The sequence below is a fragment of the Micromonospora luteifusca genome (assembly GCF_016907275.1).
Lineage (GTDB): Bacteria > Actinomycetota > Actinomycetes > Mycobacteriales > Micromonosporaceae > Micromonospora > Micromonospora luteifusca.
This window is the reverse complement of record NZ_JAFBBP010000001.1, coordinates 1,236,410-1,261,173: the sequence shown is the minus strand read 5'-3', so window position 1 is coordinate 1,261,173 and position 24,764 is coordinate 1,236,410. Positions and strand designations below refer to the sequence as shown.

Below are 24,764 nucleotides of genomic sequence, written 5' to 3'. Positions count from 1 at the left end.
AATGGAATACGGCCGGGGTGTTTCGCCCCGGCCGTATTCGATTCAAGGAGACCCCGGTGCATTTTGATGAACTGATCGGTCATCTCGGCCAGCACACGGTCGATGGCCTGTCCAAGGGCGCCATCTACGCCCTGATCGCCCTTGGCTACACCCTCGTCTACGGCGTTCTTCGCCTGATCAACTTTGCGCACTCCGAGGTTTTCATGGTTGGTACCTTCGCGGTGCTGATCCTGTGGACCCAGCTCGGGGTGCAAAATAACCCGCCTGTCGGCCAGGCGATCCTGTTCCTCGTGCTCGGTCTGGTCGTCGCGGCGGCCGCCTCGGGCGGTACGGCCCTGGCGCTGGAGCGTATTGCGTACCGGCCGTTGCGACGTAAGAACGCACCGCCGCTGATCTTCTTGATTACCGCGATCGGTCTGTCACTGGTCTTCGTGGAGCTCTTCGGGCAGGTGCTGCCCAAGCTCCTCGGTGGTGTGTTGCCGGAGGCGTTCGGCCGGCCCCGGCAGATCGTCGGTATGCCGACGATCATCCAGCAGGAGACCCTGTTCACCATTGGCAACACGGCGATCACGAACATTCAGCTGATCGTCTTCGTCGCGGCCGTCGCGATGATGGCACTGCTGGACTGGTTCATCAACCGCACTCGTTACGGCCGGGGTGTGCGGGCGGTTGCCCAGAACCCGGAGACCGCCGCGCTGATGGGCGTCAACCAGGAGCGCGTGATCATGCTGATCTTCGTGCTGGGTGGCATCATGGCCGGCGCCGCCGCGCTGTTGTGGAGCATGCGGTTCGGCTTCACCCAGAACAGCATCGGCTTCGTGCTCGGTCTGAAGGCGTTCACCGCCGCGGTGCTCGGCGGTATCGGCAACCTGCGCGGCGCGCTGCTGGGTGGCCTCTTCCTCGGCATCGTCGAGGTCTACGGCGCCACGCTCTTCGCGTCCAACTGGGAGGACGTCATCGCCTTCGTGGTGCTGATCGTGGTGCTGATGTTCCGGCCCACCGGCCTGTTGGGTGAGTCGCTCGGGAGGGCCCGCGCATGATCGACAAGATTCGCTCCGCAGACCGCCGCCGCGTCGGCATGCTGACCTCGGTCGGCGACCGCTGGCGGGCATTGGCCAAATGGCAGCAGGCCCTCGGGCTGGCCGCCTTCGTGGCGATCCTCTACTACCTGCCGCTGCTCGGCATTCCGGGCCTGACCTGGTTGCGTACCGACTCGATCAAGGGCGGTAACAACTGGGCGGGTGTGCTCTTCGTCTGCGCCATCTACGTGCTGGTCGCGATCGGCCTGAACGTGGTGGTCGGCCTCGCCGGCCTGCTCGACCTGGGCTACATCGGCTTCTTCGCCATCGGGGCGTACAGCGTCGCGCTGTTCGGTTCGGTGAACTCGCCGGTGGTCAAGTGGATCCAGCAGGAGTTCAACCTGCCACCCACCTGGGCGGTGACCTGGGCGATCTGCCTGTTCATCGCAATCGTGCTGACGATGGTCTCCGGCGTGCTGCTGGGCTGGCCGACGCTGCGGCTGCGCGGTGACTACCTGGCCATCGTGACGCTGGGCTTCGGCGAGATCATCCGGATCGTGGCCCGTAACGCCACCGGGCTGACCAACGGCCCGGTGGGCATCTCGGCCATCCCCGGCCCCGAGGGTGCGCCGTCGCCGGACAACAAGGTCTTCGGTCTGATCGACGCGAAGCCCTGGTACTGGTTGGCGATCACCTTCGTGCTGATCATGGTGATCCTGGTCCGTCGGCTGGAGCACAGCCGGGTCGGCCGGGCGTGGTTGGCCGTGCGGGAGGACGAGGACGCCGCCGCGGTCATGGGCGTGTACCCGTTCAAGTTCAAGCTCTGGGCGTTCGCCATCGGTGCGGCGCTCGGTGGCCTGTCCGGCTTCCTGTTCGGCAGCCGGAACGCGTTCATCGACCCGACCCAGTTCAACGCGAACCTGTCCATCCTGTTCGTGGCCATGGTCGTGGTGGGTGGCTCCGGCAACATGATCGGCGTCTCGCTCGGCGCGGTGCTGCTGGCGTACCTGCCGGAGCGGTTCCGCGACTTCGCCGACTACCGGTGGTTGGTCTTCGGCCTGGCCATGGTCCTGGTGATGATCCTGCGTCCGCAGGGTCTCGTCCCGAGCCGGCGGCGTGCCCGCGAGTTGAAGGACCGCGCGGCGGAGGCAGAGGAGGCGCCCGCTCATGTCTGACCAGACGACTAGCACCGCGACGCCGAAGATCCCGACTCAGGCGGGGCCTCGGACGGTACTGCTCGAAGTCGACGACGTCACGCTCCGCTTCGGCGGTGTGGTCGCCCTCGACAAGATCAATTTCCAGATCTACGAGGGCGAGATCCTCGGCCTCATCGGGCCCAACGGTGCCGGCAAGACCACCAGCTTCAACGTGATGACGGGGGTCTACAAGCCGACTTCCGGGGCGGTCCGGTTCCGCGGCCAGAAGGTGACCGGCCGCAAGCCGCACCAGATCAGCCAGTTGGGCATCTCCCGCACGTTCCAGAACATCCGTCTCTTCCCGGAGATGACGGCACTGGAGAACGTCATGGTCGGCACCGACTCGCGGCACAAGACGAGCGTGCCCGGGGCGCTGTTCCGGCTCTACCGGGTGCGGCCGAAGCCGGAGGAGTTGCCGCAGGTCACCGCCGAGTCCGGGATCGTCCGGACCTGGCAGCAGGTGCGCCTGTCGGCCGCGAAGATCTTCGGCTTGTCCCGGCACATCCTCGAGGAGCGGGCGGCCGAGTCCAAGGCGCTCGAGTTGCTGCGTTTCGTCGGGATCGCCGATCGGGCCAACGACGAGGCACGCAACCTGCCGTACGGCTACCAGCGTCGGTTGGAAATCGCCCGTGCGCTGGCCACCGAGCCGAAGCTGATCTGCCTGGACGAGCCGGCCGCCGGCTTCAACCCGGCGGAGAAGGAAGAGCTCCTCACCCTGATTCGCAAGATCCGTGACATGGGCCTGACCGTCCTGCTCATCGAGCACGACATGCGGCTGGTCATGGGAGTCACCGACCGGATCGTGGTGCTGGAGTTCGGCCGCAAGATCGCCGAGGGTGCGCCCGCGGAGGTCAGCCGCGATCCGAAGGTGATCGCCGCGTACCTGGGGGAGCCCGCCGATGATGCTGCTTGAGCTTGAGAACGTCGCCGTCGCCTACGGCCGGATCGAGGCGTTGCACGGGATCAGCCTCACCGTGAACGAGGGCGAGGTGGTGGCCCTGATCGGCGCGAACGGCGCCGGTAAGACCACCACCATGCGGGCCATCTCCGGAACCCGGTCGCTCGCCAGCGGGAAGATCACGTTCAACGGTGAGGACATCAGCAAGCTCCGGGCCGACCTGCGGGTGGTCCGGGGGCTGTGTCAGTCGCCGGAGGGTCGGCAGATCTTCCCGGGTATGACCGTGATGGAGAACCTGGACATGGGGGCGTACACCCGGCGGGACTCCGCCGGCATCGCCTCCGACCTGGAGCGGGTGCTGACCCTCTTCCCGCGGCTGGCCGAGCGGCGTAAGCAGGCCGGTGGCACGCTCTCCGGCGGCGAGCAGCAGATGCTCGCGGTCGGCCGGGCACTGATGAGCCGCCCGAAGCTGCTGCTGCTCGACGAGCCGTCGATGGGTCTGGCCCCGTTGGTGATCCGGCAGATCTTCGACATCATCACGGAGATCAACCAGCAGGGCACCACGATCCTGCTGGTGGAGCAGAACGCCCAGCAGGCGTTGTCGCGGGCACACCGCGGCTACGTGCTGGAGACCGGTCAGATCGTGAAGGAGGGGTCCGGTCAGGACCTGCTGCACGATCCGTCGGTCAAGGAGGCGTACCTCGGCGTGGCCTGAGCCACCCGAGCGGCGGCCGGTCATCCCCTCGCGGGGGTGGCCGGCCGCCGGCCTTCGGGCCGGCTGTCGTCTCGGCGTCGCGGCACCCCGTGCCGAGGCCCAGGGTTGTCGGTGCGACGGACTAGAGTCGCTGCCGTGACAGCTACGACACCGCGCCTGCTCCTCGTCGACGGACATTCCCTGGCATACCGGGCTTTCTTCGCCCTGCCGGTGGAAAACTTCTCCACCACGACGGGGCAGCCAACCAACGCGGTCTATGGCTTCACCTCGATGCTGATCAACGTGCTGCGGGACGAGCAGCCCACCCACATCGTCGTGGCCTTCGACGTCTCCCGCCGTTCCTTCCGCACCGAGAAATACTCGGAGTACAAGGCCGGCCGCAGCGAGACCCCGACCGACTTCAAGGGCCAGGTCAGCCTCGTCAAGGAGGTCCTGGCCGCGCTGCAGATCCCGGTGGTCGAGAAGGAGGGCTTCGAGGCCGACGACGTCATCGCCACCCTCGCCTGTCAGGCCCGCGACCAGGGCATGTCGGTGCTGATCAGCAGCGGTGACCGGGACGCCTTCCAGTTGGTCGACGATCAGATCACCGTCCTCTACCCGCGCAAGGGCGTCTCCGACCTGGCCCGGATGGACCCGTCGGCGATCGAGGCGAAGTACGGCGTCGGGCCACAGCAGTACCGGGACCTCGCCGCGCTGGTCGGCGAGACCAGTGACAATCTGCCCGGCATCCCGGGCGTCGGCCCGAAGACCGCCGCCAAATGGATCACCACGTACGGCGGGGTGGAGGGCGTGATCGCCCGCGCCGACGAGATCAAGGGCAAGGCCGGCGACAGCCTGCGGGAGCGGCTCGCCGACGTGATCCGCAACTATGAGATCAACCGCCTCGTCTCCGACCTGGAGCTGCCGCTGCGCCCAGAAAACACCCGCTGGACGGGCTGGGACCGGGAGGCGGTGCACCAGGTCTTCGACACGCTGGAGTTCCGCATCCTGCGCGACCGCCTCTACCAGTACCTGGAAGCGGTCGAGCCGGAGGCCGAGTCCGGCTTCGACCTCACCGGCGAGGTGCTCACCGAGCCCGGCGCGCTGGCCGGGTGGCTGACCACGCACGCACCGACCGGCACCCCGGTCGGGTTGGCGGTCAAGCTCGACACCGGCCCCAACCGCCGGCACACCGCCTCGATCACCGGCCTCGCACTGGCCACCGCCGGCGGCGCGGCTGCCTGGGTCGACCCGGCGCAGCTCGACCCGGCCGACGAGGGCGCCCTGGCCGGCTGGTTGGCCGACGCGCAGCGCCCCAAGGTGCTGCACGACAGCAAGCCGGCCGTGTTGGCCTGCGCCGCGCACGGCTGGCAGCTCGCCGGCATCGTCCGCGACACCCAGATCGCCGCGTACCTGGCCCGACCCGACCAGCGGTCCTACGATCTGACCGACCTGGCGCTGCGCTACCTGCACCGGGAGCTGCGGGTCGACGTCCCGGAGTCCGGCCAGCTCACCCTCGACGGCCTCGGTGACCAAGGCGTCGCCGAGCAGAACCTGATGCTCCAGGCCCGCGCCACTCTCGACCTCGCCGACGCGATCGACGCCGAGCTGTCCCGCGACGGCGAGCAGTCCGCCCGGCTGATGGCCGGGGTGGAGCTGCCGTTGATGCGGGTGCTGGCCGGCATGGAGAGCATCGGCATCGCCGCCGACACGCACTACCTGTCCGAGCTGGAGGCGCATTTCGCCGCCGAGGTGAAGGCCGCCGCGCAGGGCGCGTACGAGGCGGTGGGTCGGGAGTTCAACCTCGGCTCCCCCAAGCAGTTGCAGGAGATCCTCTTCACCGAGCTGGGTCTGCCGAAGACCAAGAAGATCAAGACGGGCTACACCACCGACGCCGACGCCCTGCAGTGGCTCTACGCGCAGCAGCCGCACCCGGTGCTGGCCCACCTGCTGCGCCACCGGGACGTGGCCAAGCTCAAGTCGACCGTCGACGGGCTGCTCAAGTCGGTCTCCGACGACGGTCGGATCCACACCACCTTCAACCAGACGGTGGCGGCCACCGGTCGGCTCTCCTCCACCGAGCCGAACCTGCAGAACATCCCCATCCGCACCGAGGAGGGCCGGCGGATCCGCCGGGCCTTCGTGGTGGGGGAGGGCTACGAGTGCCTGCTCACCGCCGACTACAGCCAGATCGAAATGCGGATCATGGCGCACCTGTCCTCGGACGACGCGCTGATCGAGGCGTTCAACTCCGGCGCCGACTTCCACGCCGCCACCGCGTCGTCCGTCTTCGGGGTGCCGCTCGACGAGGTCACCCCCGACCAGCGCCGCAAGATCAAGGCCATGAACTACGGCCTGGCGTACGGGCTGAGCGCGTTCGGCCTGTCCCAGCAGCTCAGCATCGGCACCGACGAGGCGCGCGGGCTGATGGAAAACTACTTCGCCGGCTTCGGCGGGGTCCGCGACTACCTGCAACAGGTGGTCGCCCGGGCACGCCAGGACGGCTACACCTCCACCATCCTGGGCCGCCGCCGCTACCTGCCCGACCTGGTCAGCGACAACCGGCAGCGCCGTGACATCGCCGAGCGGATGGCGCTCAACGCCCCGATCCAGGGCTCCGCGGCCGACATCATCAAGGTGGCGATGCTGCACGTCGACACCGCGCTCGGCGAGGCCGGGATGCGCTCCCGGATGCTGCTGCAGGTGCACGACGAGTTGGTCTTCGAGGTCGCCCCCGGTGAGCGGGAGACATTGGAGGCACTGGTCCGGCGGGAGATGGGTGAGGCGTACCCGCTGTCGGTGCCGTTGTCGGTGTCGGTCGGCGACGGGCGCGACTGGAACAGCGCCGATCACTGATCTTTGGTGGTTGCGGTGTGGGGGTTCCGGGGCAGCCCGACCCACTCCGGGCGGTCAGGCTTGATCCCTGCGTGGGTCGGGCTGCCCCGGAACCCCTGACCGGCTCGCCCTGGTCGCCTTGCAGCCACTCGTGTGACGGCCGTCGCCTTGGTTCTGATCTGTGGTGTGGTCACTTCAGGGGGTCGTGGCCCCAGTTCATGAGGGACCAGCGCCATTTGGTGTCGCGGACGTTGCCGGAGGGGCGCTGCGCCATGTGCCGGCGTACGTAACCGACCACCTTGCGCATGTGCTTGTAGTCGCCCTCGGACAGGTCGTCGCGCTTGCGCCGGAGCAGGTTGATGATCTTCCGGCCGGAATCGTGCCCGACGGACTCGCCACCACCGGAGCGGCCGCCCTTGTGCCAGCCGACCCGCTTCGACTCATCGGTCTCCAGCCACGTGGACAGCTCGCCGGGCTTCATGTTCACCGCCTCGGTGAACTCCCGGTAGGTGTCCCGGCCCTGATCGTCAGCTCTGCTCATGACGCAGCGCCTCGGGGCGGTGGGCCACGTCGCGGCCCGTCCCGTCACTGCGGACCCGGTACTGCGGGTCGTCGGGCGCCGCGTTCACCGCCCGCCCGCGGATCCGCGTCCGCTCGGTGATCGTCTCCCGCACCACGCCGTACGCGCGGCTGCCGTGGGCCGACCAGGAGACATGGTCGCCCTTGTGGAATCTCTGTTCGGCCATGACTCTCGGCTACCCGACACCGGAGCGGCGAAACGGCCGGTCCGGGGAGGCGCTACGGGGTGATCTCGGCTATCGGCAGCTTGATGTCGAACGGCTCGGTCAGCTCGATCACGTCGGCACCGTCGGCGACCAGTTCGTACTGCCGCTCACCGCCGGGTCCCACCCGGTCGCCGATCCGGTACGCGTAGACGTGCACCGGATCCTGCTCGATCCGCCAGTAGAACGGAATGCCGGCGGCGGCGTACTCACCCGGCTTCGCGAACCGGTCGATCCGTCGTGTGCCGGGCGAAACGATCTCCACGGCGAGCAGGACATCTTCCGGTCGCAGGATGGATCGGACGGACGCCACGCCAGCACGGTGCAACAGCACGTCGGGCTGTCGGCTTGTGTTGTGGCTGAGCTTGACACCGATGGCCTGGGCAGCGCCGAGGTGCTGAGGCGCGTGGTTGTGCAGCCAGAGCCACAGCAGGCTGGAGATGTTCTGATGGCCCAGGGTGGGGGAGGGTGTCACCTGGATTACTCCGTCGACGAGTTCGACGCGCGGGGCGTCGTCCGGCAGGGTGAGCAGGTCCTCCAGCGTGTAGTCGGCACGCTGCTGCCGCATCGGGTCCGGACACCAGGGGCCAGGTGATGTCGGGATGGGCTCGGCGCTCATGGGACGAGCCTACCGGCGGTCGATGCGACACAGGGCGGACTGTGGGTGCGACGCGCTTACTCCGCGGGCTTTTCGGTGACGAAGATGGCGGTGCCGGGGAAGAGCCGGCCGCGCAACGGGCTCCACTGCCCCCAGATCCCCTCGTGCCCCTGCGGCCACTCCGGTTCCAGCAGGTCCAGCAGCCGGAACCCGGCGCCGACCAACTCCCGAATCCGGTCACCGAGGGTGCGGTGCTGCTCGACGTAGGTGGCCACGCCGGAGTCGTCCTGTTCCACGTATGGGGAGCGGTCGAAGTACGAGTGCGTTGCGGTCAGCCCGCCCTCGCCGGGGTCGTCGAGGAAGATCCAACGCATCGGGTGGGTCACCGAGAACACCCACCGCCCCCCGGGGCGCAGTACCCGGTGCACCTCGGCATGCAGGGTCGCCGAGTCGTCCACGAAGGGGATCGCGCCGAAGGCGGTGCAGGCGACGTCGAACGACCCGTCGGCGAACGGCAGGGCGAGCGCGTCGGCGTGCACCAGCGGTACGCGTACCCCGGTGCGGTCGGCGGCCTCGGCGGCGTGCCGCAACATGCCGGCGGACAGGTCGAAGGCGACCGGCCGGGCACCCTGGGTGGCCAGCCAGCGGGCGGCGGCAGCCGCACCGCAGCCCACCTCCAGCACCCGCCGTCCGGGCAGGTCACCGAGCAGCCGGGCGTCGGCCTCGCGCAGGCCCTCGGGGCACCACACGAAGTCCACGTCGCCGAGGAACGCGCCGTGCTCGGCCTGGTAGTCGTCGGCGTCGGTGTCCCACCAGCCGCGGTTGGCCCGCCGGGCCTCGGCGTCACCCACCCGGCGCCGGGTAACCCGGCTGTCGTCATCCACGCGCTCACGCTAGGCCCCACCGTGGCCGTTCCGCCCGCTGGGCCGGCCCGACCCGCCGAGCCCGAACACCCCAACCGTCCCTGCTTCGCCATGGCGGCCGGCGACCTTCCGCGCGGTATCGGAGAAGATGTCGTCTCAGCCGTGTCCGCGACAGCAGGTGCCCGGAAGCTCGTGGATCTTGGAGGTGCGGCCGTGGCCGCTGGGGTTGGTGTGACACGGGAGACAGCAGGGGTGGTTTCTGGGCGATTGTTCGTCTTTCGCAGGTCACCGCACGGAGAGAAGGCGGGAGGGCTTGCACGCTGTGGTAATGCGCACGGTAGGCTAGACGATGCGCTCGCGGATCGCGTTGCCTCGGCAGGGAGCAGGTACGCGGTCGACGGAGCCACATCATGATCTCACTAGGCGATCGTTCGGTGTGCCCGGCGACGAATCCGCTGGCGCGAACAGGTCACTGCGACACCAGCCTGCTGTGACAACCCACCGACCGGAGCAACCGCCCACATGACGAGCAGCATCGAGGCCCCCTCGAGCGCCACCCGGGTCACCCACGACGATCTCGGTTCCGAGGAGGCATTCCTCGCCGCGATCGACGAGACCATCAAGTACTTCAACGACGGCGACATTGTCGAAGGCACCGTCGTCAAGGTCGATCGGGACGAGGTCCTGCTCGACATCGGCTACAAGACCGAGGGTGTCATCCCCTCTCGGGAGTTGTCGATCAAGCACGACGTGGACCCCGCCGAGGTTGTGACGGTTGGTGACCACATCGAGGCCCTGGTCCTCCAGAAGGAGGACAAGGAGGGTCGTCTGATCCTCTCCAAGAAGCGGGCACAGTACGAGCGGGCCTGGGGCACGATCGAGAAGATCAAGGACGAGGACGGCGTCGTCCGCGGTTCGGTCATCGAGGTGGTCAAGGGCGGCCTCATCCTCGACATCGGGCTGCGCGGCTTCCTGCCCGCGTCCCTGGTCGAGATGCGTCGTGTGCGCGACCTGCAGCCGTACGTCGGGCGTGAGCTCGAGGCCAAGATCATCGAGCTGGACAAGAACCGCAACAACGTGGTCCTGTCCCGCCGTGCCTGGCTGGAGCAGACGCAGTCCGAGGTGCGTACCGAGTTCCTCAACAAGCTGCAGAAGGGCCAGGTCCGCAAGGGCGTCGTGTCCTCGATCGTCAACTTCGGCGCATTCGTGGACCTCGGCGGCGTCGACGGTCTGGTGCACGTCTCCGAGCTGTCCTGGAAGCACATCGACCACCCGTCTGAGGTCGTCGAGGTGGGCCAGGAGGTCGAGGTCGAGGTCCTGGACGTCGACCTGGACCGCGAGCGGGTCTCGCTGTCGCTGAAGGCGACCCAGGAGGACCCGTGGCGGCAGTTCGCCCGCACCCACGCGATCCAGCAGATCGTGCCGGGTAAGGTCACCAAGCTGGTGCCGTTCGGTGCGTTCGTCCGCGTGGACGACGGCATCGAGGGCCTGGTCCACATCTCCGAGCTGGCCGAGCGCCACGTGGAGATCCCGGAGCAGGTCGTCCAGGTTGGCTCCGAGGTCATGGTCAAGGTCATCGACATCGACCTGGAGCGTCGCCGGATCTCGCTGTCGCTCAAGCAGGCCAACGAGGGCTTCGTCGAGGGCGAGGAGCACTTCGACCCGACCCTCTACGGCATGGCCGCGACGTACGACACCGAGGGCAACTACATCTACCCGGAGGGCTTCGACCCGGAGACGGGCGAGTGGCTCGAGGGGTACGACAAGCAGCGCGAGACCTGGGAGAACCAGTACGCCGAGGCTCGTCTGCGCTGGGAGGCCCACACCAAGCAGGTGCAGACCTCTCGGGCCGCCGACGCCGAGGCTGCTGCCAACCCGACTCCGGCCGTTCCGGCCGCTGGCGGCGCTGGCGGCGGTGGCACCACCTCTTCGTCCAGCCCGGCCCCGAGCCGGCAGGCCGAGGAGCCGGCCGGCACGCTGGCCACCGACGAGGCGCTCGCCGCACTGCGGGAGAAGCTCGCCGGCGGTAAGTGACCCGCTGAACGACTGAACGACGACAGGCCCCGTCCCCGCGATCTCTGGATCGCCGGGGGCGGGGCCTTCGCCGTGCCCGGGTGGTGGGTCTCCCGGGTGGTGGGTCCTCCCGGGTCGTGGGTCTCCCGGGTCGTGGGTCCTCCCGGGTGGGTCCTCCTGCGCGGTAGGCGTCGGGGCGTGATCCACTCCAGGTCGGCGACATGGCGGTATCCGCCGGGGGAGATACCGCCAGATCGGCGACATGGAGTGGATCACACGCGGGGGCTGGCGCGGGCGGACGTGCTGGGCCGGGCCGGGCGGGCCGGGGCGGGGCCGGGCCGGAGCGGGGGCCGTGCTGGGCCGGGCGGGCCGGGGCGGGCTGGGCTGGGCTGGGCTGGCCGCTGGGCTGGTGAGCACCAGCGTGGTGGGTTTGCCGGCTTGGCCGATGATCCGGTTGACTGGTCGGGTGCTGAGGGTGGGGTTGACCGGCGGGATCGGGTCGGGCAAGAGCGCGGTGGCCGCGCGGCTCGTGGAGCGGGGGGCGGTGCTCATCGACGCCGACCGGGTGGCCCGGGAGGTCGTCGCCCCGGGTACGGAGGGGCTGGCCGAGGTCGTTGCCGCCTTCTCCGACGTGGTGCTGGATGCCGATGGCGCGTTGGACCGTGCCGCACTGGGCGCGGTGGTGTTCGCCGACGAAGCCGCCCGCCGTCGGCTGGAGGCGATCACCCACCCCCGGGTCCGGGCGCGCACTGCGGAGCTGGCCGCCGCGGCGGCACCCGATGCGATCGTCGTCAACGACGTACCGCTGCTCGTTGAGGTTGGTCTCGCGCCCACGTACCACCTGGTGATCGTGGTGGAGACGGCCGTGACGACCCGACTGGACCGGCTGGCGCGCGACCGGGGGATGGGTCGCGCGGAGGCCGAGCGGCGGATCGCCGCCCAGACCGACGACGCCCGTCGCCGGGCGGCTGCGGACGTGGTGCTCAGCAACGACGGGAGTCTGGCGGCGTTGCACGATGCCGTCGACGCGCTCTGGCAGCAGCGGCTGTTGCCCTACGACGACAACCTGCGCGAGCGGCGGGTGGTCCCGCCGGGCCGGGTCGACCTGGCGAGGACCGACGCGAGTTGGCCCGAGCAGTACGCACGGTTGGCCGCCCGGATCCGTCACACGCTCGCCTCGGACGCCCTGCGCATCGACCACATCGGCTCAACCGCGGTGCCCGGCCTCGCCGCCCAGGACGTCATCGACGTGCAGGTGGCTGTGCCCAGCCTCACTGACGCCGACGGGGCGCTGGCCGACCGGCTGGCGAATGCCGGGTTCCCGCGGGTGCCGGGGCAGTGGTGGGACGATCCGCGCCCGGCTGGCAGTGGTCGGTGGGAGAAGCGGCTGCACGGCAGCGCGGACCCGGCCCGCCCGGTTCGGCTGCACGTGCGCGTCGCGGGCTCGCCGGGCTGGCGGTATGCGCTGCTGATGCGCGACCACCTGCGTGCCGACCCGGATCAGCGGGCCGCGTACCTGCAGCTCAAGCGGGACCTGGTCGACTCGGCACCGGCCGGCGACTCTGGCACGGCCGGCGACCCGTGGTTCGACGAGGAGTACCTGCGGGCCGAGCAGTGGGCCGCGCAGACCGACTGGCGACCCTGAGGGGCGCGCTCAGCGGGTGCCGGGTCGGGGTTTCGGGGCCGGGCGGGGCACCGGGGCCAGTCGGGGCACCACGGCTCGGTGCAGATCTAGTTGAGCCCAGGCGTTGGCGTCGGTGTGCAGCTCCAGCCGCAGTAGCGACCCGTCGCGGTCGATCCAGTAGCGCAGCCGCGCGTCGGCCGGGCCCACCTCGATGATGTCCACGGTTCGTCCGGCGGCGACGTCCTCGCGTATTCGCACGGCCGCGCCGCGTTGCCCGACCGACCCGGCGGCCAACGCGGTGTCGACCAGTAGGTTCAGGTCGTCACCGCCGGATCGGGAGACCCGCCACGCCCCGGCCGGGGGTGGCAACGGTGGCCGGCCCGGCGCCTCCGCCGTTCCGCCGCCAGCGGCGGCCGCCGGCAGGTCCACCCGGGCCACGCCGGCGGTGTCGCGTCGCAGCAGGGTCCGCCGATCCGGCACGCCCAGATCGGCAACCGAGAGGTACGCGGTACGCGCGGTCCAGCTCAACCAACCGGCGCCCCGCAGGTTCGTGTCCGTGCCCGTCGGCGCGGTCAGCGTGACCGTGGCGCCGCCCTGAGCGCGTAGCCGAGCCGGCAGCCGGTCCAACCGACGCTGCTCGGCGTCGGTCAGTGCGCGGGGCAGACCGGGTCGGCCACCGAGGGCATCCACCGGCCGTAGTGTCGGCCGGTCCACCCGGTTGAACATCACCGTGACCGGGCCGACGCCGGGCAGTCGGGTCACCAGCTTGTGCAGCCGGGCGTCCTGGTCGAGCCAGTACCGGCTCCGCCCGTCCTGGTCGGTACCCGCCGATCCGGTGTCCGATCTGGGTGCCGTGCTACCCGGTGCCGTGCTGCCCGCTGCGGTGCTGCCCGCTGCGGTGCTGCCCAGTGCCGTGCCGCCCGGTGTGGTGCTGGCGGCGGGTGCGGTCCCGGTGGGCAGCGGTGCCTGAAGTACGTCCACCGGGCCGCCCGCCACGGTGTCCCGGGCAATCCAGCGCGCTTCGCTGCCCGGCGCCGTCTGGGTTGGGTCCGGGCGGTCGGCGGCGAGCCCGAGGAGCAGGTCGAGCACCGGTGCCAGACTCGCTCCGGGTGCCAGGCGGTGCAGCCGCCAACGGTCCGCCGGCGGCACCAGTGGGGGTGCGGCGGGGGTGGGCACCGCCGCCGGGTCGGGCCGGATCACCAACACCTGGCCGGTTCTCTGCAACAGCCCGCGCTCGGCACCCGCGCCCGGCCCGCCCACGTCGAGGTAGAGCAGTGACCGCGACCAGTCCACCCAGCCCACCAGCTCGATCCGGGCTGCGTCGGTGCCGGCGGTGACGCGGACCCCGGCGCGCAGGTCCCGCAGATTGGTGACCCGCATGGCGGCCAGCCGCTCGCCCTCCGTGAGGGTCAGCGGCCGGGCCGGCTCGGGCGGTTCGGGCGCCCAGCTCAACAGTCCGAGAACCAACGCCGTCGCGGACGTCACCGCGGTCAGACCGAGCAACATCAGCAGGGTACGTCTGCGGCGGCTGGCCGGGGCCGGACCTGCGGTGTCGGCGGCCGTGTCGGCGGTGCCCTCGGGACGCGTGGTGGTCGGGGACTTCTCGGGTCCCCGGCTGGCGGGGGTGGCTCGGCGGGCGGCGGCGGTTCGGGCGGCAGGGGTTCGGCTGGCGGCGGCGGTTCGGTGGGCGGCGGCGGGCCGATCTGTGGTGGCCGGTCGGTCGGTGGCCGGTCGGTCGGTGGCGGGTCGGCTGGTGGTGGACCCGCTGGCGGTGCTCGGGAAGGCTGCGGACGCGCGGGCCGATCCTGTGCGGTGACGCCCGGTGCCACGCCCCGGCCGGACGGCTCCGGCACCTGCCGCGGCACTGGGGGCACCCGGCAACTTGGCAATCCCGCCGCGGAGAAATCCGGGACTCCCACCGCCCGACGGCTTGGCACCGGACGGCTTCGCACCGGACGGCTTGGCAGCGGGCGGCTTGGCACCGGACGGCGCGGTACCGGAGGGCTTGGTGCCGGAGGGGTCGGCGCCGGTTGGCTTGGCAGCGGGCCGCGTGGCACGGGAGAACGTGGTGCCGGAGGGCTCGGCACCGGAGGGCTCAGCACCCGGTGCCTTGGCACCCGGTGCCTTGGCACCCGACGGCTTGGTGCTGGACGGCTTGGGACCAGAAGCCTCGGCGCCGGACGCTTTGGTGCTGGACCGCTCGGGACCAGAAGCCTTGGCGCCGGACGCTTTGGTGCTGGACCGCTCGGGACCGGACGGCTTGGCGCCCGACGCTTTGGTGCTGGACCGCTCGGGACCGGACGGCTTGGCACCGGACGCTTTGGCGCTGGACGGCTCGGAACCGGGTGACTTGGCGCCGGGCGGCGTGGGACCGGGCGGCTTGGCGCCGGGCGGTGTGCCCCTGGGGGTGGTGGTGTCGGGAGACGGGGTCGCAGAGGTGTCCACGGAGATGAAACGGGCGGGGAGGCACCGGGGTGACGAGTAGGGGCGCTCGCGGCGGCCGGTCTGCGCCTCGAGCGCGACCACACGGGTGCGCACGCCGGACAAGCCGGGTGCTGCGACCGCAGTGCCGGGGGTGGCCGGCCGTGATGACGGCCTGGCCACCGGCCCGGTCGGCCGCCGCGAGCGGCCTACATGGAGAGGGTAGTCCCGGTGACATGTGCCACACAATGGGAATATTGAAGCCGGTCACGTACCTGGCGTGACGGCCGTTCCTGTCGGACCTCCGGCGTACCGTTGTTGGCATGGCGCTCGACATTCCCCGGCTCGACAGCCGCTTCCAGGTCGTCAGTGATTTCCAGCCGGCCGGCGACCAACCCGCAGCCATCGATGATCTTGAGCGTCGGGTTCGGCGCGGTGACCGCAATACCGTGCTGCTCGGCGCGACCGGCACCGGCAAGAGCGCCACCACGGCGTGGTTGATCGAGCGGCTGCAGCGCCCGACCCTGGTGCTCGCCCCGAACAAGACGCTCTGTGCGCAGTTGGCCAAGGAGTTCAGTGAGCTGCTGCCGCACAACGCGGTCGAATACTTCGTCTCGTACTACGACTACTACCAGCCCGAGGCGTACATCCCGCAGACCGACACCTACATCGAGAAGGACTCCTCGATCAACGAGGAGGTCGAGCGGCTGCGGCACTCGGCGACGATGTCGCTGCTCACCCGCCGCGACGTGATCGTGGTGGCCACCGTCTCGGCGATCTACGGCCTGGGCACCCCGGAGGAATACCTCAACCGGGCCGTCCGGGTGCAGATCGGGCAGGAGCTCGACCGCGACCAGTTGCTGCGCCGGCTGGTCGACATCCAGTACACCCGCAACGACATGGCCTTCCAGCGGGGCACCTTCCGGGTCCGCGGTGACACGCTCGAGATCATCCCGGCGTACGAGGAGCTGGCGATCCGGATCGAGCTGTTCGGTGACGAGGTGGAGAAGCTCTACTACCTCAACCCGTTGACCGGTGACGTGGTCCGCGAGGTCGACCAGCTGGTGATCTTCCCGGCCACGCACTACGCGGCCGGTCCGGAGCGGATGGAGCGGGCGATCCGTGACATCGAGGTGGAGTTGGCCGAGCGGCTGGCCGAGCTGGAGCGGCAGGGCAAGCTGCTGGAGGCGCAGCGGCTGCGCATGCGCACCACCTACGACATCGAGATGATGCGGCAGGTGGGCTTCTGCTCCGGCATCGAGAACTACTCGATGCACATGGACGGGCGGCTGCCCGGCAGCCCGCCGCACGCCCTGCTCGACTACTTCCCCGACGACTTCCTCACTGTGGTCGACGAGTCGCACGTGACCATCCCGCAGATCGGCGGCATGTACGAGGGCGACGCGTCCCGCAAGCGGATGCTCATCGACCACGGTTTCCGGCTGCCCAGCGCGGCCGACAACCGACCGTTGCGCTTCGACGAGTTCCTGGAGCGGGTCGGCCAGATGGTCTACCTGTCCGCGACCCCCGGGACGTGGGAGATGGAGCAGGCCCAGGGCGAGTTCGTCGAGCAGGTCATCCGGCCCACCGGTCTGGTCGACCCGGAGGTCGTGATCAAGCCGACCAAGGGCCAGATCGACGACCTGATGCACGAGATCAAACTGCGCACCGATCGCGACGAGCGGGTCCTGGTCACCACGCTGACCAAGAAGATGGCCGAGGACCTGTCCGACTACCTCCTGGAAAACGGCATCCGGGTGCGCTACCTGCACTCGGAGGTCGACACCTTGCGTCGGGTGGAGCTGCTGCGCGAGCTGCGCAAGGGCGACTACGACGTGCTGGTCGGCATCAACCTGCTCCGTGAAGGTCTGGACCTGCCCGAGGTGTCGCTGGTGGCGATCCTCGACGCCGACAAGGAAGGCTTCCTGCGCAGTGGCCGGTCGCTGATCCAGACCATCGGGCGGGCCGCCCGTAACGTGTCCGGTCAGGTGCACATGTACGCCGACAAGATCACCCCGTCGATGGCGGCGGCGATCGACGAGACCGATCGGCGCCGGGCCAAGCAGATCGCGCACAACGAGGCGCACGGGATCAGCCCGGAGCCGTTGCGTAAGAAGATCCACGACATTCTGGACGACATCTACCGCGAGGCCGAGGACACCGAAAACTCCCGGGTCGGGGGCGCGGTGCGTCAGCTGTCCCGCGGCAAGGCGCCGGTCAAGGAGACCCGCAGCCGGAGCCGGTCCGCCGCGACCACCACCTCACGGGAGGGGATGGCCCGCGCCGACCTCGCCCAGCTCATCCAGGAGCTCAACGACCAGATGCTGGCCGCCGCCCGCGAGCTGCAGTTCGAGCTGGCGGCCCGGATCCGTGACGAGGTCTCCGACCTGAAGAAGGAGTTGCGCGGCATGGACGCCGCCGGCGTGAAGTAACGGCCACCACCCGGCTGGCCACGACGAGCGCTCCGCTTGGGCGCGGCCGGCCGGGGCGCGCGAAGGGCGGGCGAGGGTGACGGCGGTGGCACCGGTCGGGGAGATGGTTCTTGGGCTGCCCGACGTCCGGCTGCGTCCGTTCGTCGATCGGTACGTCGGCTACCGGGAACGGGCCGACGTGCCGCTGGTCCGGCGGGAGTCGGCGGGCGTGTTCGTGGTGCTGATCCTTGGTTGGGGTGCTCCGCTGGACGTGACCGACCCGCGCAACGCAGAGCGCGGGGCCACGAAGGTCGACTCGTTCGTGGCTGGCACCTTCGACGGCTGGTGCACCACACGCACGGTGGGTGTGGGGGAGGGCGTCGAGTTGCTGCTCGCCCCACTGACCGCCCGCCGGCTCCTCGGTCTGCCGCTGAGCGAGCTGACCAACCGGGCCGTGGGCGTCGGGCAGCTCCCGGGCCATTGGTTGGATCGGCTGCGCGACCGGCTCGCCGAGACGGCGGGCTGGCCGGACCGGTTCGCCCTGCTCGACCGGGTGCTCGCCGGCCGGCTTGCGGCGTCCCCGCCGGTGGACGCCCGGCTGGACTGGGCGTGGCGATGGCTCGTCGCCTGTGGTGGGCAAGGGGGTGTGGGTGTGCTCGCCCACGAGTTGGGCTGGAGCCGGCGGCACCTCGCGTCCCGGTTCCGGCAGGACGTCGGGCTGCCGCCCAAGATGGTCGCCCGGTTGCTGCGCTTCCAGCAGGCGTACGCGGCACTGACCGACGTGGGCGCGACCATCGGGCCGAATGCGGTGGCCGGGACGGGTGCCGGGCCGCCGACCGAGTCCGCGGCTGGTGCGGGATCGCCCGGCGTGACACGGGCCGTCGACTGGGCCGCGGTGGCGGCGCGATGCGGTTACTACGACCAGTCCCACCTGATCCGGGACTTTCACCAGTTCGCGGGGGCGACTCCGGCCGCGCTGCTCGCCGCCCGGTCGATGGGCGGCTGACACCACTCAGTGGGCGACCCGCCGAGGTCACATTCGTCCAATCCGGAGCGGGCCCGCCAGCCGCAGAATGGGTCATGCGAACCGTCTATCCCGTCATCCGCTACCCCGATGCCCGCTCCGCGATCGACTGGCTCTGCTCCGCCTTCGGTTTCCAGGTGCACGCCGTGCACGAGGCACCGGACGGCACGGTCGCGCACGCCGAACTCGTCCTCGACACCGGCATGATCATGCTGGGCGGTCGGGCCGACGCGAAACCCCGGCCGGCCGACGACGACTGCCCGGTCTACGTGGCGGTGCCGGACGTCGACGCCCACTGCGCTCAGGCCCGCGCGGCCGGTGCCGAAATCACCCGAGAGCCGTTCGACACCGACTACGGCTCCCGCGACTACGCCGCCCGCGACCTGGCCGGAAACGTCTGGGCCTTCGGCACCTACCGACCCTGAGCCGGGCCGGTCTGGCCCTGAGCCGGGCCGGTCTGGCCCTGAGCCGGGCACGCCTGGCATGGGGACCCGGCCGGGCCGGCGAGGGCCTCCCGCACCGGCCCAGACTCCCCGCCTGGCACCGCCCGCCGACGGGTCGAGGCGCAGGTCCGGGCCGGTCCGATCGGGCGACCGCGCCGAATGCCCTGATTGCGGTGAGCGAGCGAGCTATTGCACTGGGTGATCGTCCTGCGTAGTCTCCCTCGATGGGGAGGCCGGGATGCCGCTGCCAACGAGTCCTGTCATTCGACGTGTACGTCTGGGCGCAGAACTGCGCCAACTACGTCGGCGCGAGGCGCTGACCCTGGAGCAGGTCTGCGACCGGCTGGGCTGGGCCTCGACGTCGAAACTGTCCCGCATCGAGCTGGGTCAGAGCCGTCCGGATCTGGCCGATGTGCTCGATCTGCTGGACATCTACAAGGTGCCGACGCCGGCCCGGGACGCGCTGATCGTGATCGCCCGGGACGCGGCGACCAGCCGAGGCTGGTGGAAGACGTTGGGCGAGATGAGCGAACGGCAGCGCACCTACGCCGAGTTGGAGGCGGGTGCCGCCGAGATCGTCGAGTACCAGCCGACGGTCGTGCCGGGGCTGCTCCAGACGCCCGCGTACGCCCGGGTTCTGGTCGCGGCCGGCGCCCAGCTCACGCCGGAGGTCGACGTGGAGGCGGAGGTGCGCGCCCGGGCGCTGCGGCAGGAGGTGCTGAGACGGGCCTACCCGCCGCGTTACACGGCGGTGCTCGCCGCGGCCGTCTGCGACCGGGGTGACCTTCCGGTGGCGGTCTGGCGGGAACAGTTGCGGCACCTGGTCACTGTGACCGGGCTGTCCCATGTCACGGTGCGGCTGCTGCCACCGGGGGCGGCCGGTGGCGGCCTGCACCCGCTCACGCCGTACTCCTGCTATGCCTTTCCCGACCCGGCGGACCCGCGGACGGTGATGATCGAAGCGTTGACGACCGACGTCCGGTTGGCCACGGTGCTCGACGTCGACCGCTACGAGCGGATGACCGAGGCGTTGCTGGCGGCCGCACTGTCAGCGGAGGAGACGGTCACCGCGCTGGCCCGCCGCGCCGGCGAATAAGGCCCACGGCGGCGCGCCGCGCGGCCACCGGGCCCGGCGCCCCCGAGCCCGTCGGGACCGGCGGCCGGCGCGTGCGCAGGGCACGATAACCGTGCGGTACGACAGCGTCGCTCAGCCGACACGTCGACACGGCCGGCACCCTGAACCAGGCCGGCACCCTGAACCAGGCCGGGACGGCGAAACGGGCCGGCACCCTGAACCAGGCCGGAACGGCGAAACGGGCCGGGCGCGTCGAATCAGGCCGGCACGTCGAGGAAGTGCTCGACCAGGGGCGGCCCGGCGAAGTGCGGCCCGATCAGCGCCCGCCACTGCTCGAACCGATCGGTGGCCCGGAAGTTCTCCTCGTGTGCCTCGACCGAGTCCCATTCGACCAGCAGCACGAAGCGGGTCGGAGACTCGATTCCCCGGGTCATCCGCACGGACCGGCAGCCGGTTGCCCCGGCGAGCACGGGGTGACCCTCGGCGTACGCGGCGGCGAACGCGTCCTCGTGTCCGGGCAGTACGTCGATTAGCGCGACCTCAAGCACCATGTCGGAAAGCCTCCCACGGTGGGCAGGGCCGGCGGCGACGCGGGGTCTGTTCCGGTGTCGACGGTGCCCCTAGGGTGGCATCGTGATCATTGACTGGCTCACCGGCACCGCGTTCCAGGTGGCCGGTGCGGGCACCACGTGGGCGGAACTGCTGGGGTTCGTGACCGGTGGGCTCAACGTGTGGTTGGTGGCCCGGCAGAAGATCGCGAACTGGCCGATCGGCATCGCCAACGTCCTGCTGCTCCTGCTGCTGTTCTGGACCGCAGGCCTGTACGCCGACGCGGGGCTCCAGGTCGTGTACGTCGCGCTGGGCTGCTACGGCTGGTGGCACTGGCTGTTCGGTGGCGAGCGGCGGAGCCGTCTCCTGGTGAGCCGGACCGGGCGACGGGAGTGGCTGGTGCTGCTCGTCGTCGGGGTGCTGCTGACCGGTGGGCTGTGGGCCCTGTTGGACCGGGCCACCGACTCGACGGTGCCGTTGCCGGACGCGTTGACCACGGTGCTGTCCCTGCTGGCGACGTACGGGCAGACCCGCAAGCGGGTGGAGAGCTGGTGGCTCTGGATCGCCGCAGACCTGATCTACATCCCGTTGTACGCGTACAAGGGGCTGCACCTGACCGCTGTCCTGTACCTCGTCTTCCTCGCCCTGTGCGTGCTCGGGCTGCGCGCCTGGCGGGCCGACCTGCGTCGGATCGACCGGCCGACCCCTGTCCCACCCGGCCCGGCCCCGGTGACCGCGTGAGCGCCGACGTGCCGGGGCGTCCGCCGACACCACGCCAACCAGCGCCAGCGACACCGGGCCAGCCGCCGACGCCGGGCCAGCCTGCGGGCCAACCGGCAACACCGGGCCAGCCGGCGATGCCGCGCCAGCCGGCGCGGTCCCCGGAGTTCGGCCACGGGATGGTGGTGGGGAAGTTCTACCCGCCGCACGCCGGGCACCACGCGCTGATCGAGGCTGCCGCCGCCCGCTGCGCCACGGTCACCGTCGTGGTGGCGCCCTCGCGGCGGGAGTCCATTCCGCTCGCGCTGCGGCTGGACTGGCTGCGGGAGGTGCATTCGGGCACGCCGTGGGTCCGCTTCGTCGGGCGCTACGACGACCACCCGGTGGACTACGCCGACCCGACCGTCTGGGACGCGCACTGCGCGGTGTTCCGCGAGGCGGTCGGGTCCGGGCGGGTGGATGCGGTCTTCTCCTCCGAGGCGTACGGCGCGGAGTTGGCTCGTCGCTTCGCTGCCGTACCCGTGGGGGTGGATCCGGATCGGCGGACCGTTCCGGTGTCCGGGACGGCCGTCCGCGCGGACCCGGCGGGCCACTGGCGGTGGCTGAGTCCGCCGGTGCGCGCCTGGTTCGTGCGCCGGGTGGTGGTGGTCGGCGCCGAGTCGACGGGCACCACCACGATGGCCGCCGCGCTCGCGGCGCACTACGGCACGCCGTGGGTGCCGGAGTATGGCCGGGAGTTGACCGCCCGCAAGCTGGCCCGGTTGCGCGAGCGCACACCGGAGGCGACGGTCTTCGACGTCACCTGGGACCGGGACGACTTTCGCACGGTGGTCCGCGAGCAGCAGGCTGCTGAGGACGTGGCGGCCCGGACGAGCGGGCCGCTGCTGGTCTGCGACACCGACGCGCGGGCCACGGCGGTCTGGGAGGAGCGCTACCTGGGCAGCGCGTCGCCGGAGGTGCGGGCGGCGGCCCGCCGGCCGGCGCTGTACCTGCTGACGGATCACCGGGATGTGCCCTTCACCGATGACGGGTTGCGCGACGGCGAGCACCTGCGGAGTTGGATGACCGAGCGGTTCCGTGCCGAGTTGGCGGGATGCGGCGTGCCGGTCGTGGAGTTGGTCGGGTCGCACGCCGAGCGACTGACCCGGGCGGTGCGGGCCTGCGACGACCTGCTCGCCGCCGGCTGGTCGCTGGCCGATCCGATCACCGCCCCCGACATGTCGCTGGCCGATCCGATCGCCGCCCCCGACTTGCACTAGCCTCCTAGGACGGCCGAGCGGGTGTGGCGCGCGCGTTGTTCCCCGCCGACGGGTGGCCAGCGACACCGGCTGCCCGGGGTGTGATCACGGGGCGTGGTGGGCAACAATGGTCACCGAGGAGGGGAGTATTCCCCCGCGACGGAGTCGTCAGCACGGTCGATCGCCGGAACAACGGCGGCCGACCCGGCCCCGTAGGTCGCCGCCCCGACAAGGGGTGGCGGCGGAAGAGACCTCCGACAGTCACCAGAGTGAGCGACAGCGGCACGCCGGCCCCCACGGGGGCGTACGGTGTGCCCGACGCCGCGTGTCTGCCGGAGGAATGAACGTTGGACGTGTCCGGATTGGTGTGGGCGGGGACGCTTGTCGCACTGACTGCGGTCCTGCTCGTCGACCTGTTGATCATCGGTCGGCGTCCGCACGAGCCGAGTGTGCGGGAGTCGAGCCTCTGGGTCGCCTTCTACGTCGGTCTTGCCCTGCTCTTCGGAGCCGGTGTCTGGCTGACCTCGGGCGCCAGCGCGGCGGGGCAGTTCTACACCGGTTGGCTCACCGAATACAGCCTCTCGGTGGACAACCTCTTCGTCTTTGTGATCATCATGGCCCGCTTCGGGGTGCCTCGGCAGTACCAGCAGAAGGTGCTGCTCGTCGGCATCGTGCTGGCGCTGGTGATGCGTGGCGGGTTCATCGCCGCCGGTGCGGCGCTGATCACGCAGTTCTCCTGGGTCTTCTACATCTTCGGCGCGTTCCTGATCTACACGGCGGTCAACCTGGCCCGCCAGGGTGAGCCGGACGAGGACGAGTTCTCCGAGAACGTGTTGATCCGGTGGAGCCGCAAGGCGCTGCCGATCTCCAAGGAGTACGACGGCGCGAAGCTCACCACCCACGCGACCGGCAAGCGGCTGTTCACCCCGATGCTGATTGTGATGATCGCGATCGGCACCACCGACCTGATCTTCGCCCTGGACTCGATCCCGGCGATCTTCGGCATCACGCAGGAGCCGTACCTGGTCTTCACCGCGAACGTCTTCGCGCTGATGGGCCTCCGTCAGCTCTACTTCCTGCTCGGTGGCCTGCTCGACCGGTTGATCTACCTCAGCTACGGCCTGGCCGTCGTGCTCGGCTTCATCGGGGTCAAGCTGGTGCTGGAGGCGTTGGCCGACAACAACCTGCCGTTCATCAACGGTGGCGAGCACGTCGGCTGGGCGCCGCACATCCCGATCTGGCTGTCCCTGCTGGTCATCATCGGCACCCTGGGTGTCGCCACCGCCGCCAGCCTGATCAAGTCCTCCCGGGACCGGCGCCGCGAGTTGGCTGACGCCCGACGCTGACCGGGTACCGGCCGGGTGCGGATGCGCGCCCGGCCGGTCAGACCCGGTGTGCGCCGACCAGCGTGGCGGTCCGATCGGCGGGCAGTGGCTCCTCGATGACCCGCCGCCGCCGGTAGCAGGCGTGCAGCATCCGCCGCTGACCGTCGTCGCCGGGTATGGCGGTGACGATGCCGATGTGGTGGATCTTGCGGCCGGGCCGGGCGAAGAAGTAGAGATCGCCGGGGCGTTCCGCGCCCAGCGCCAGCGGGGTGGTGGCTACGGCCTGGTCGTCCGCGTCGCGGGGTAGCAGCACTCCGAATCGCCGCCAGGCCAGGTGCACGAGCCCCGAGCAGTCGATGCCGTGCGCGGAGAGACCGCCCCAGATGTAGACCACGTCCAGCAGCCGCTGCGCCACCGCGAGCGCCTGCTCGGCGGGCGGCGTCGCGGCCGGGGCCGGGACCAGGTGGTCGTCGAGCAGCCAGAGCGGCGCGGCCCGTCCGGGGACGTGCACCGGCCGCCAGCCGTCGCGCGCGGGGCCGGCCGGGAGCAGGCGGGTGCCGACGACCACGCCGGGCAGCACCACCGGGCCATTCGGCTCGGCGTGCAGACCGGTGACGGTGGCGTCGACCACCAGCGGGTGGTCGGTGTCGGTGCGGGTGGCCGGGTCGACCGCGGCCAGCTGGTCGGCGGGGAGCCAACCCGGGTAGCCGAGCGGGTCCAGCTTGGCGGCCGGCTGCTCGACGGCGACGACCCGGGCCCAGCCGTCCGGGCGCAACTCGCTGACCAGAACCCGCTCGCCGAGCAGGAGTTGGCTCAGCACACAGTCGCCGACCTGCTGGTCGGTGTTCAGACCGGAGACCCAGGCCGGGATGTCGGCTCCGGCGGTCAGCGCCGGGCGGTCGACCGGCCGGACCGACTCGGGGGAGGTCCACAGTGTTGCCACCGCGACCCGTACGACGGCCTCACGGCCCGGTTGCAGCTCCACGTCAACCCCCAGATCGTGTCGGCTGTCCAGGAGAAACCCTATGAAAGAAAC

21 protein-coding genes and 1 pseudogene are annotated in these 24,764 nt (G+C 70.6%); 15 read left to right on the top strand and 7 right to left on the bottom strand.

What is annotated here, in order from left to right; translation table 11 throughout:
- Positions 1-56 precede the first annotated feature (56 nt).
- From JOD64_RS05250 to polA, 5 genes are all read left to right on the top strand, one after another.
- A complete protein-coding gene (locus JOD64_RS05250; protein ID WP_204941175.1) occupies positions 57-1,040 on the top strand; it encodes a branched-chain amino acid ABC transporter permease in 984 nt (327 codons plus the stop codon).
- Positions 1,037-2,194, top strand: a complete 1,158-nt coding sequence (locus JOD64_RS05245; protein ID WP_204941174.1) for a branched-chain amino acid ABC transporter permease — start codon at positions 1,037-1,039, stop codon at positions 2,192-2,194. The genes JOD64_RS05250 and JOD64_RS05245 overlap by 4 nt, the downstream gene beginning before the upstream one ends.
- Entirely contained in the window at positions 2,187-3,128 is a 942-nt protein-coding gene (locus JOD64_RS05240; protein ID WP_239559419.1) for an ABC transporter ATP-binding protein, read from the top strand. The genes JOD64_RS05245 and JOD64_RS05240 overlap by 8 nt, the downstream gene beginning before the upstream one ends.
- Complete coding sequence (locus tag JOD64_RS05235) at positions 3,118-3,828, top strand: ABC transporter ATP-binding protein (RefSeq protein WP_204945912.1); 711 nt, start codon at positions 3,118-3,120, stop codon at positions 3,826-3,828. Before JOD64_RS05240 ends, JOD64_RS05235 begins: the two co-directional genes overlap by 11 nt.
- 135 nt (positions 3,829-3,963) lie before the next feature.
- Positions 3,964-6,663, top strand: coding sequence for a DNA polymerase I (polA, locus tag JOD64_RS05230; protein ID WP_204941172.1), 2,700 nt, complete (start codon positions 3,964-3,966; stop codon positions 6,661-6,663).
- Positions 6,664-6,835: 172 nt separating this feature from the next.
- Here polA and JOD64_RS05225 read toward each other — a convergent pair.
- The 4 genes and pseudogenes from JOD64_RS05225 to JOD64_RS05210 form a co-directional block, all read right to left on the bottom strand.
- A pseudogene (locus JOD64_RS05225) lies at positions 6,836-7,183 on the bottom strand (DUF3140 domain-containing protein); the annotation flags it as partial.
- Positions 7,170-7,388, bottom strand: a complete 219-nt coding sequence (locus JOD64_RS05220; RefSeq protein WP_204941168.1) for a hypervirulence associated TUDOR domain-containing protein — start codon at positions 7,386-7,388, stop codon at positions 7,170-7,172. The gene JOD64_RS05220 and the pseudogene JOD64_RS05225, both read right to left, overlap by 14 nt.
- Positions 7,389-7,440: 52 nt before the next feature.
- Complete coding sequence (locus tag JOD64_RS05215) at positions 7,441-8,043, bottom strand: Uma2 family endonuclease (RefSeq protein WP_239559417.1); 603 nt, start codon at positions 8,041-8,043, stop codon at positions 7,441-7,443.
- Positions 8,044-8,099: 56 nt separating this feature from the next.
- Entirely contained in the window at positions 8,100-8,906 is an 807-nt protein-coding gene (locus JOD64_RS05210; RefSeq protein WP_204941166.1) for a class I SAM-dependent methyltransferase, read from the bottom strand.
- Between the two features lie 501 nt (positions 8,907-9,407).
- Here JOD64_RS05210 and rpsA point away from each other — a divergent pair.
- Both rpsA and coaE read left to right on the top strand, forming a co-directional pair.
- The gene (gene rpsA / locus JOD64_RS05205) at positions 9,408-10,919 is read left to right on the top strand and encodes a 30S ribosomal protein S1 (RefSeq protein ID WP_221309705.1); all 1,512 of its coding nucleotides are present in this window, start codon (positions 9,408-9,410) and stop codon (positions 10,917-10,919) included.
- 445 nt (positions 10,920-11,364) lie between these two features.
- Positions 11,365-12,543 (top strand): dephospho-CoA kinase, encoded by a 1,179-nt coding sequence (gene coaE / locus JOD64_RS05200; protein WP_204945910.1) that lies wholly within the window; start codon positions 11,365-11,367, stop codon positions 12,541-12,543.
- Positions 12,544-12,552: 9 nt separating this feature from the next.
- Here the strand turns inward: coaE and JOD64_RS05195 are convergent, their stop codons facing one another.
- A complete protein-coding gene (locus JOD64_RS05195) occupies positions 12,553-14,028 on the bottom strand; it encodes a hypothetical protein (RefSeq protein WP_204941165.1) in 1,476 nt (491 codons plus the stop codon).
- 43 nt (positions 14,029-14,071) lie between these two features.
- Here JOD64_RS05195 and JOD64_RS33415 point away from each other — a divergent pair, with 43 nt between their 5' ends.
- The 5 genes from JOD64_RS33415 (at position 14,072) to JOD64_RS05170 (ending at position 19,917) form a co-directional block, all read left to right on the top strand.
- Positions 14,072-14,338, top strand: a complete 267-nt coding sequence (locus JOD64_RS33415) for a hypothetical protein (RefSeq protein ID WP_204941163.1) — start codon at positions 14,072-14,074, stop codon at positions 14,336-14,338.
- 928 nt (positions 14,339-15,266) lie between these two features.
- Positions 15,267-17,375: an excinuclease ABC subunit UvrB gene (uvrB, locus tag JOD64_RS05185; protein ID WP_204941161.1), complete on the top strand. Its 2,109-nt coding sequence runs from the start codon at positions 15,267-15,269 to the stop codon at positions 17,373-17,375.
- An 85-nt stretch (positions 17,376-17,460) separates the two neighbouring features.
- On the top strand, positions 17,461-18,360 hold the full coding sequence (locus JOD64_RS05180) for a helix-turn-helix domain-containing protein (RefSeq protein WP_307813243.1): 900 nt from the start codon (positions 17,461-17,463) through the stop codon (positions 18,358-18,360).
- A gap of 74 nt (positions 18,361-18,434) precedes the next feature.
- The gene (locus tag JOD64_RS05175; RefSeq protein WP_204941160.1) at positions 18,435-18,803 is read left to right on the top strand and encodes a VOC family protein; all 369 of its coding nucleotides are present in this window, start codon (positions 18,435-18,437) and stop codon (positions 18,801-18,803) included.
- Between the two features lie 256 nt (positions 18,804-19,059).
- Positions 19,060-19,917 carry a helix-turn-helix domain-containing protein gene (locus tag JOD64_RS05170; protein ID WP_204941158.1) on the top strand — a complete coding sequence of 286 codons (858 nt, stop codon included), beginning with the start codon at positions 19,060-19,062 and terminating at the stop codon, positions 19,915-19,917.
- A 236-nt stretch (positions 19,918-20,153) separates the two neighbouring features.
- On the opposite strand, the gene JOD64_RS05165 is transcribed toward JOD64_RS05170, so the two are convergent.
- Positions 20,154-20,447, bottom strand: coding sequence for an antibiotic biosynthesis monooxygenase family protein (locus JOD64_RS05165; RefSeq protein WP_204941157.1), 294 nt, complete (start codon positions 20,445-20,447; stop codon positions 20,154-20,156).
- An 82-nt stretch (positions 20,448-20,529) separates the two neighbouring features.
- On the opposite strand from JOD64_RS05165, the gene pnuC reads away from it, so the two are divergent.
- From pnuC to JOD64_RS05150, 3 genes are all read left to right on the top strand, one after another.
- Positions 20,530-21,186, top strand: coding sequence for a nicotinamide riboside transporter PnuC (pnuC, locus tag JOD64_RS05160; protein ID WP_204941156.1), 657 nt, complete (start codon positions 20,530-20,532; stop codon positions 21,184-21,186).
- Positions 21,187-21,302: 116 nt separating this feature from the next.
- A complete protein-coding gene (locus tag JOD64_RS05155) occupies positions 21,303-22,424 on the top strand; it encodes an AAA family ATPase (RefSeq protein ID WP_239559416.1) in 1,122 nt (373 codons plus the stop codon).
- A 326-nt stretch (positions 22,425-22,750) separates the two neighbouring features.
- Positions 22,751-23,749: a TerC family protein gene (locus JOD64_RS05150; RefSeq protein WP_204941154.1), complete on the top strand. Its 999-nt coding sequence runs from the start codon at positions 22,751-22,753 to the stop codon at positions 23,747-23,749.
- A 37-nt stretch (positions 23,750-23,786) separates the two neighbouring features.
- Here JOD64_RS05150 and JOD64_RS05145 read toward each other — a convergent pair whose 3' ends face one another.
- Entirely contained in the window at positions 23,787-24,713 is a 927-nt protein-coding gene (locus JOD64_RS05145) for a C40 family peptidase (protein WP_204941153.1), read from the bottom strand.
- Between the last annotated feature and the right edge of the window lie 51 nt (positions 24,714-24,764).

Coding starts and splice junctions, on each gene's coding strand:
- rpsA (WP_221309705.1), top strand. CDS start 9,408: ATGACGAGCAGCATCGAGGCCCCCTCGAGCGCCACCCGGGTCACCCAC.
- JOD64_RS05195 (WP_204941165.1), bottom strand. CDS start 14,028: ATGTTGCTCGGTCTGACCGCGGTGACGTCCGCGACGGCGTTGGTTCTC.
- JOD64_RS05235 (WP_204945912.1), top strand. CDS start 3,118: ATGCTGCTTGAGCTTGAGAACGTCGCCGTCGCCTACGGCCGGATCGAG.
- JOD64_RS05215 (WP_239559417.1), bottom strand. CDS start 8,043: ATGAGCGCCGAGCCCATCCCGACATCACCTGGCCCCTGGTGTCCGGAC.
- JOD64_RS05175 (WP_204941160.1), top strand. CDS start 18,435: ATGCGAACCGTCTATCCCGTCATCCGCTACCCCGATGCCCGCTCCGCG.
- JOD64_RS05170 (WP_204941158.1), top strand. CDS start 19,060: ATGCCGCTGCCAACGAGTCCTGTCATTCGACGTGTACGTCTGGGCGCA.
- JOD64_RS05165 (WP_204941157.1), bottom strand. CDS start 20,447: ATGGTGCTTGAGGTCGCGCTAATCGACGTACTGCCCGGACACGAGGAC.
- JOD64_RS05220 (WP_204941168.1), bottom strand. CDS start 7,388: ATGGCCGAACAGAGATTCCACAAGGGCGACCATGTCTCCTGGTCGGCC.
- JOD64_RS05155 (WP_239559416.1), top strand. CDS start 21,303: ATGCCGCGCCAGCCGGCGCGGTCCCCGGAGTTCGGCCACGGGATGGTG.
- JOD64_RS05240 (WP_239559419.1), top strand. CDS start 2,187: ATGTCTGACCAGACGACTAGCACCGCGACGCCGAAGATCCCGACTCAG.
- uvrB (WP_204941161.1), top strand. CDS start 15,267: ATGGCGCTCGACATTCCCCGGCTCGACAGCCGCTTCCAGGTCGTCAGT.
- JOD64_RS05245 (WP_204941174.1), top strand. CDS start 1,037: ATGATCGACAAGATTCGCTCCGCAGACCGCCGCCGCGTCGGCATGCTG.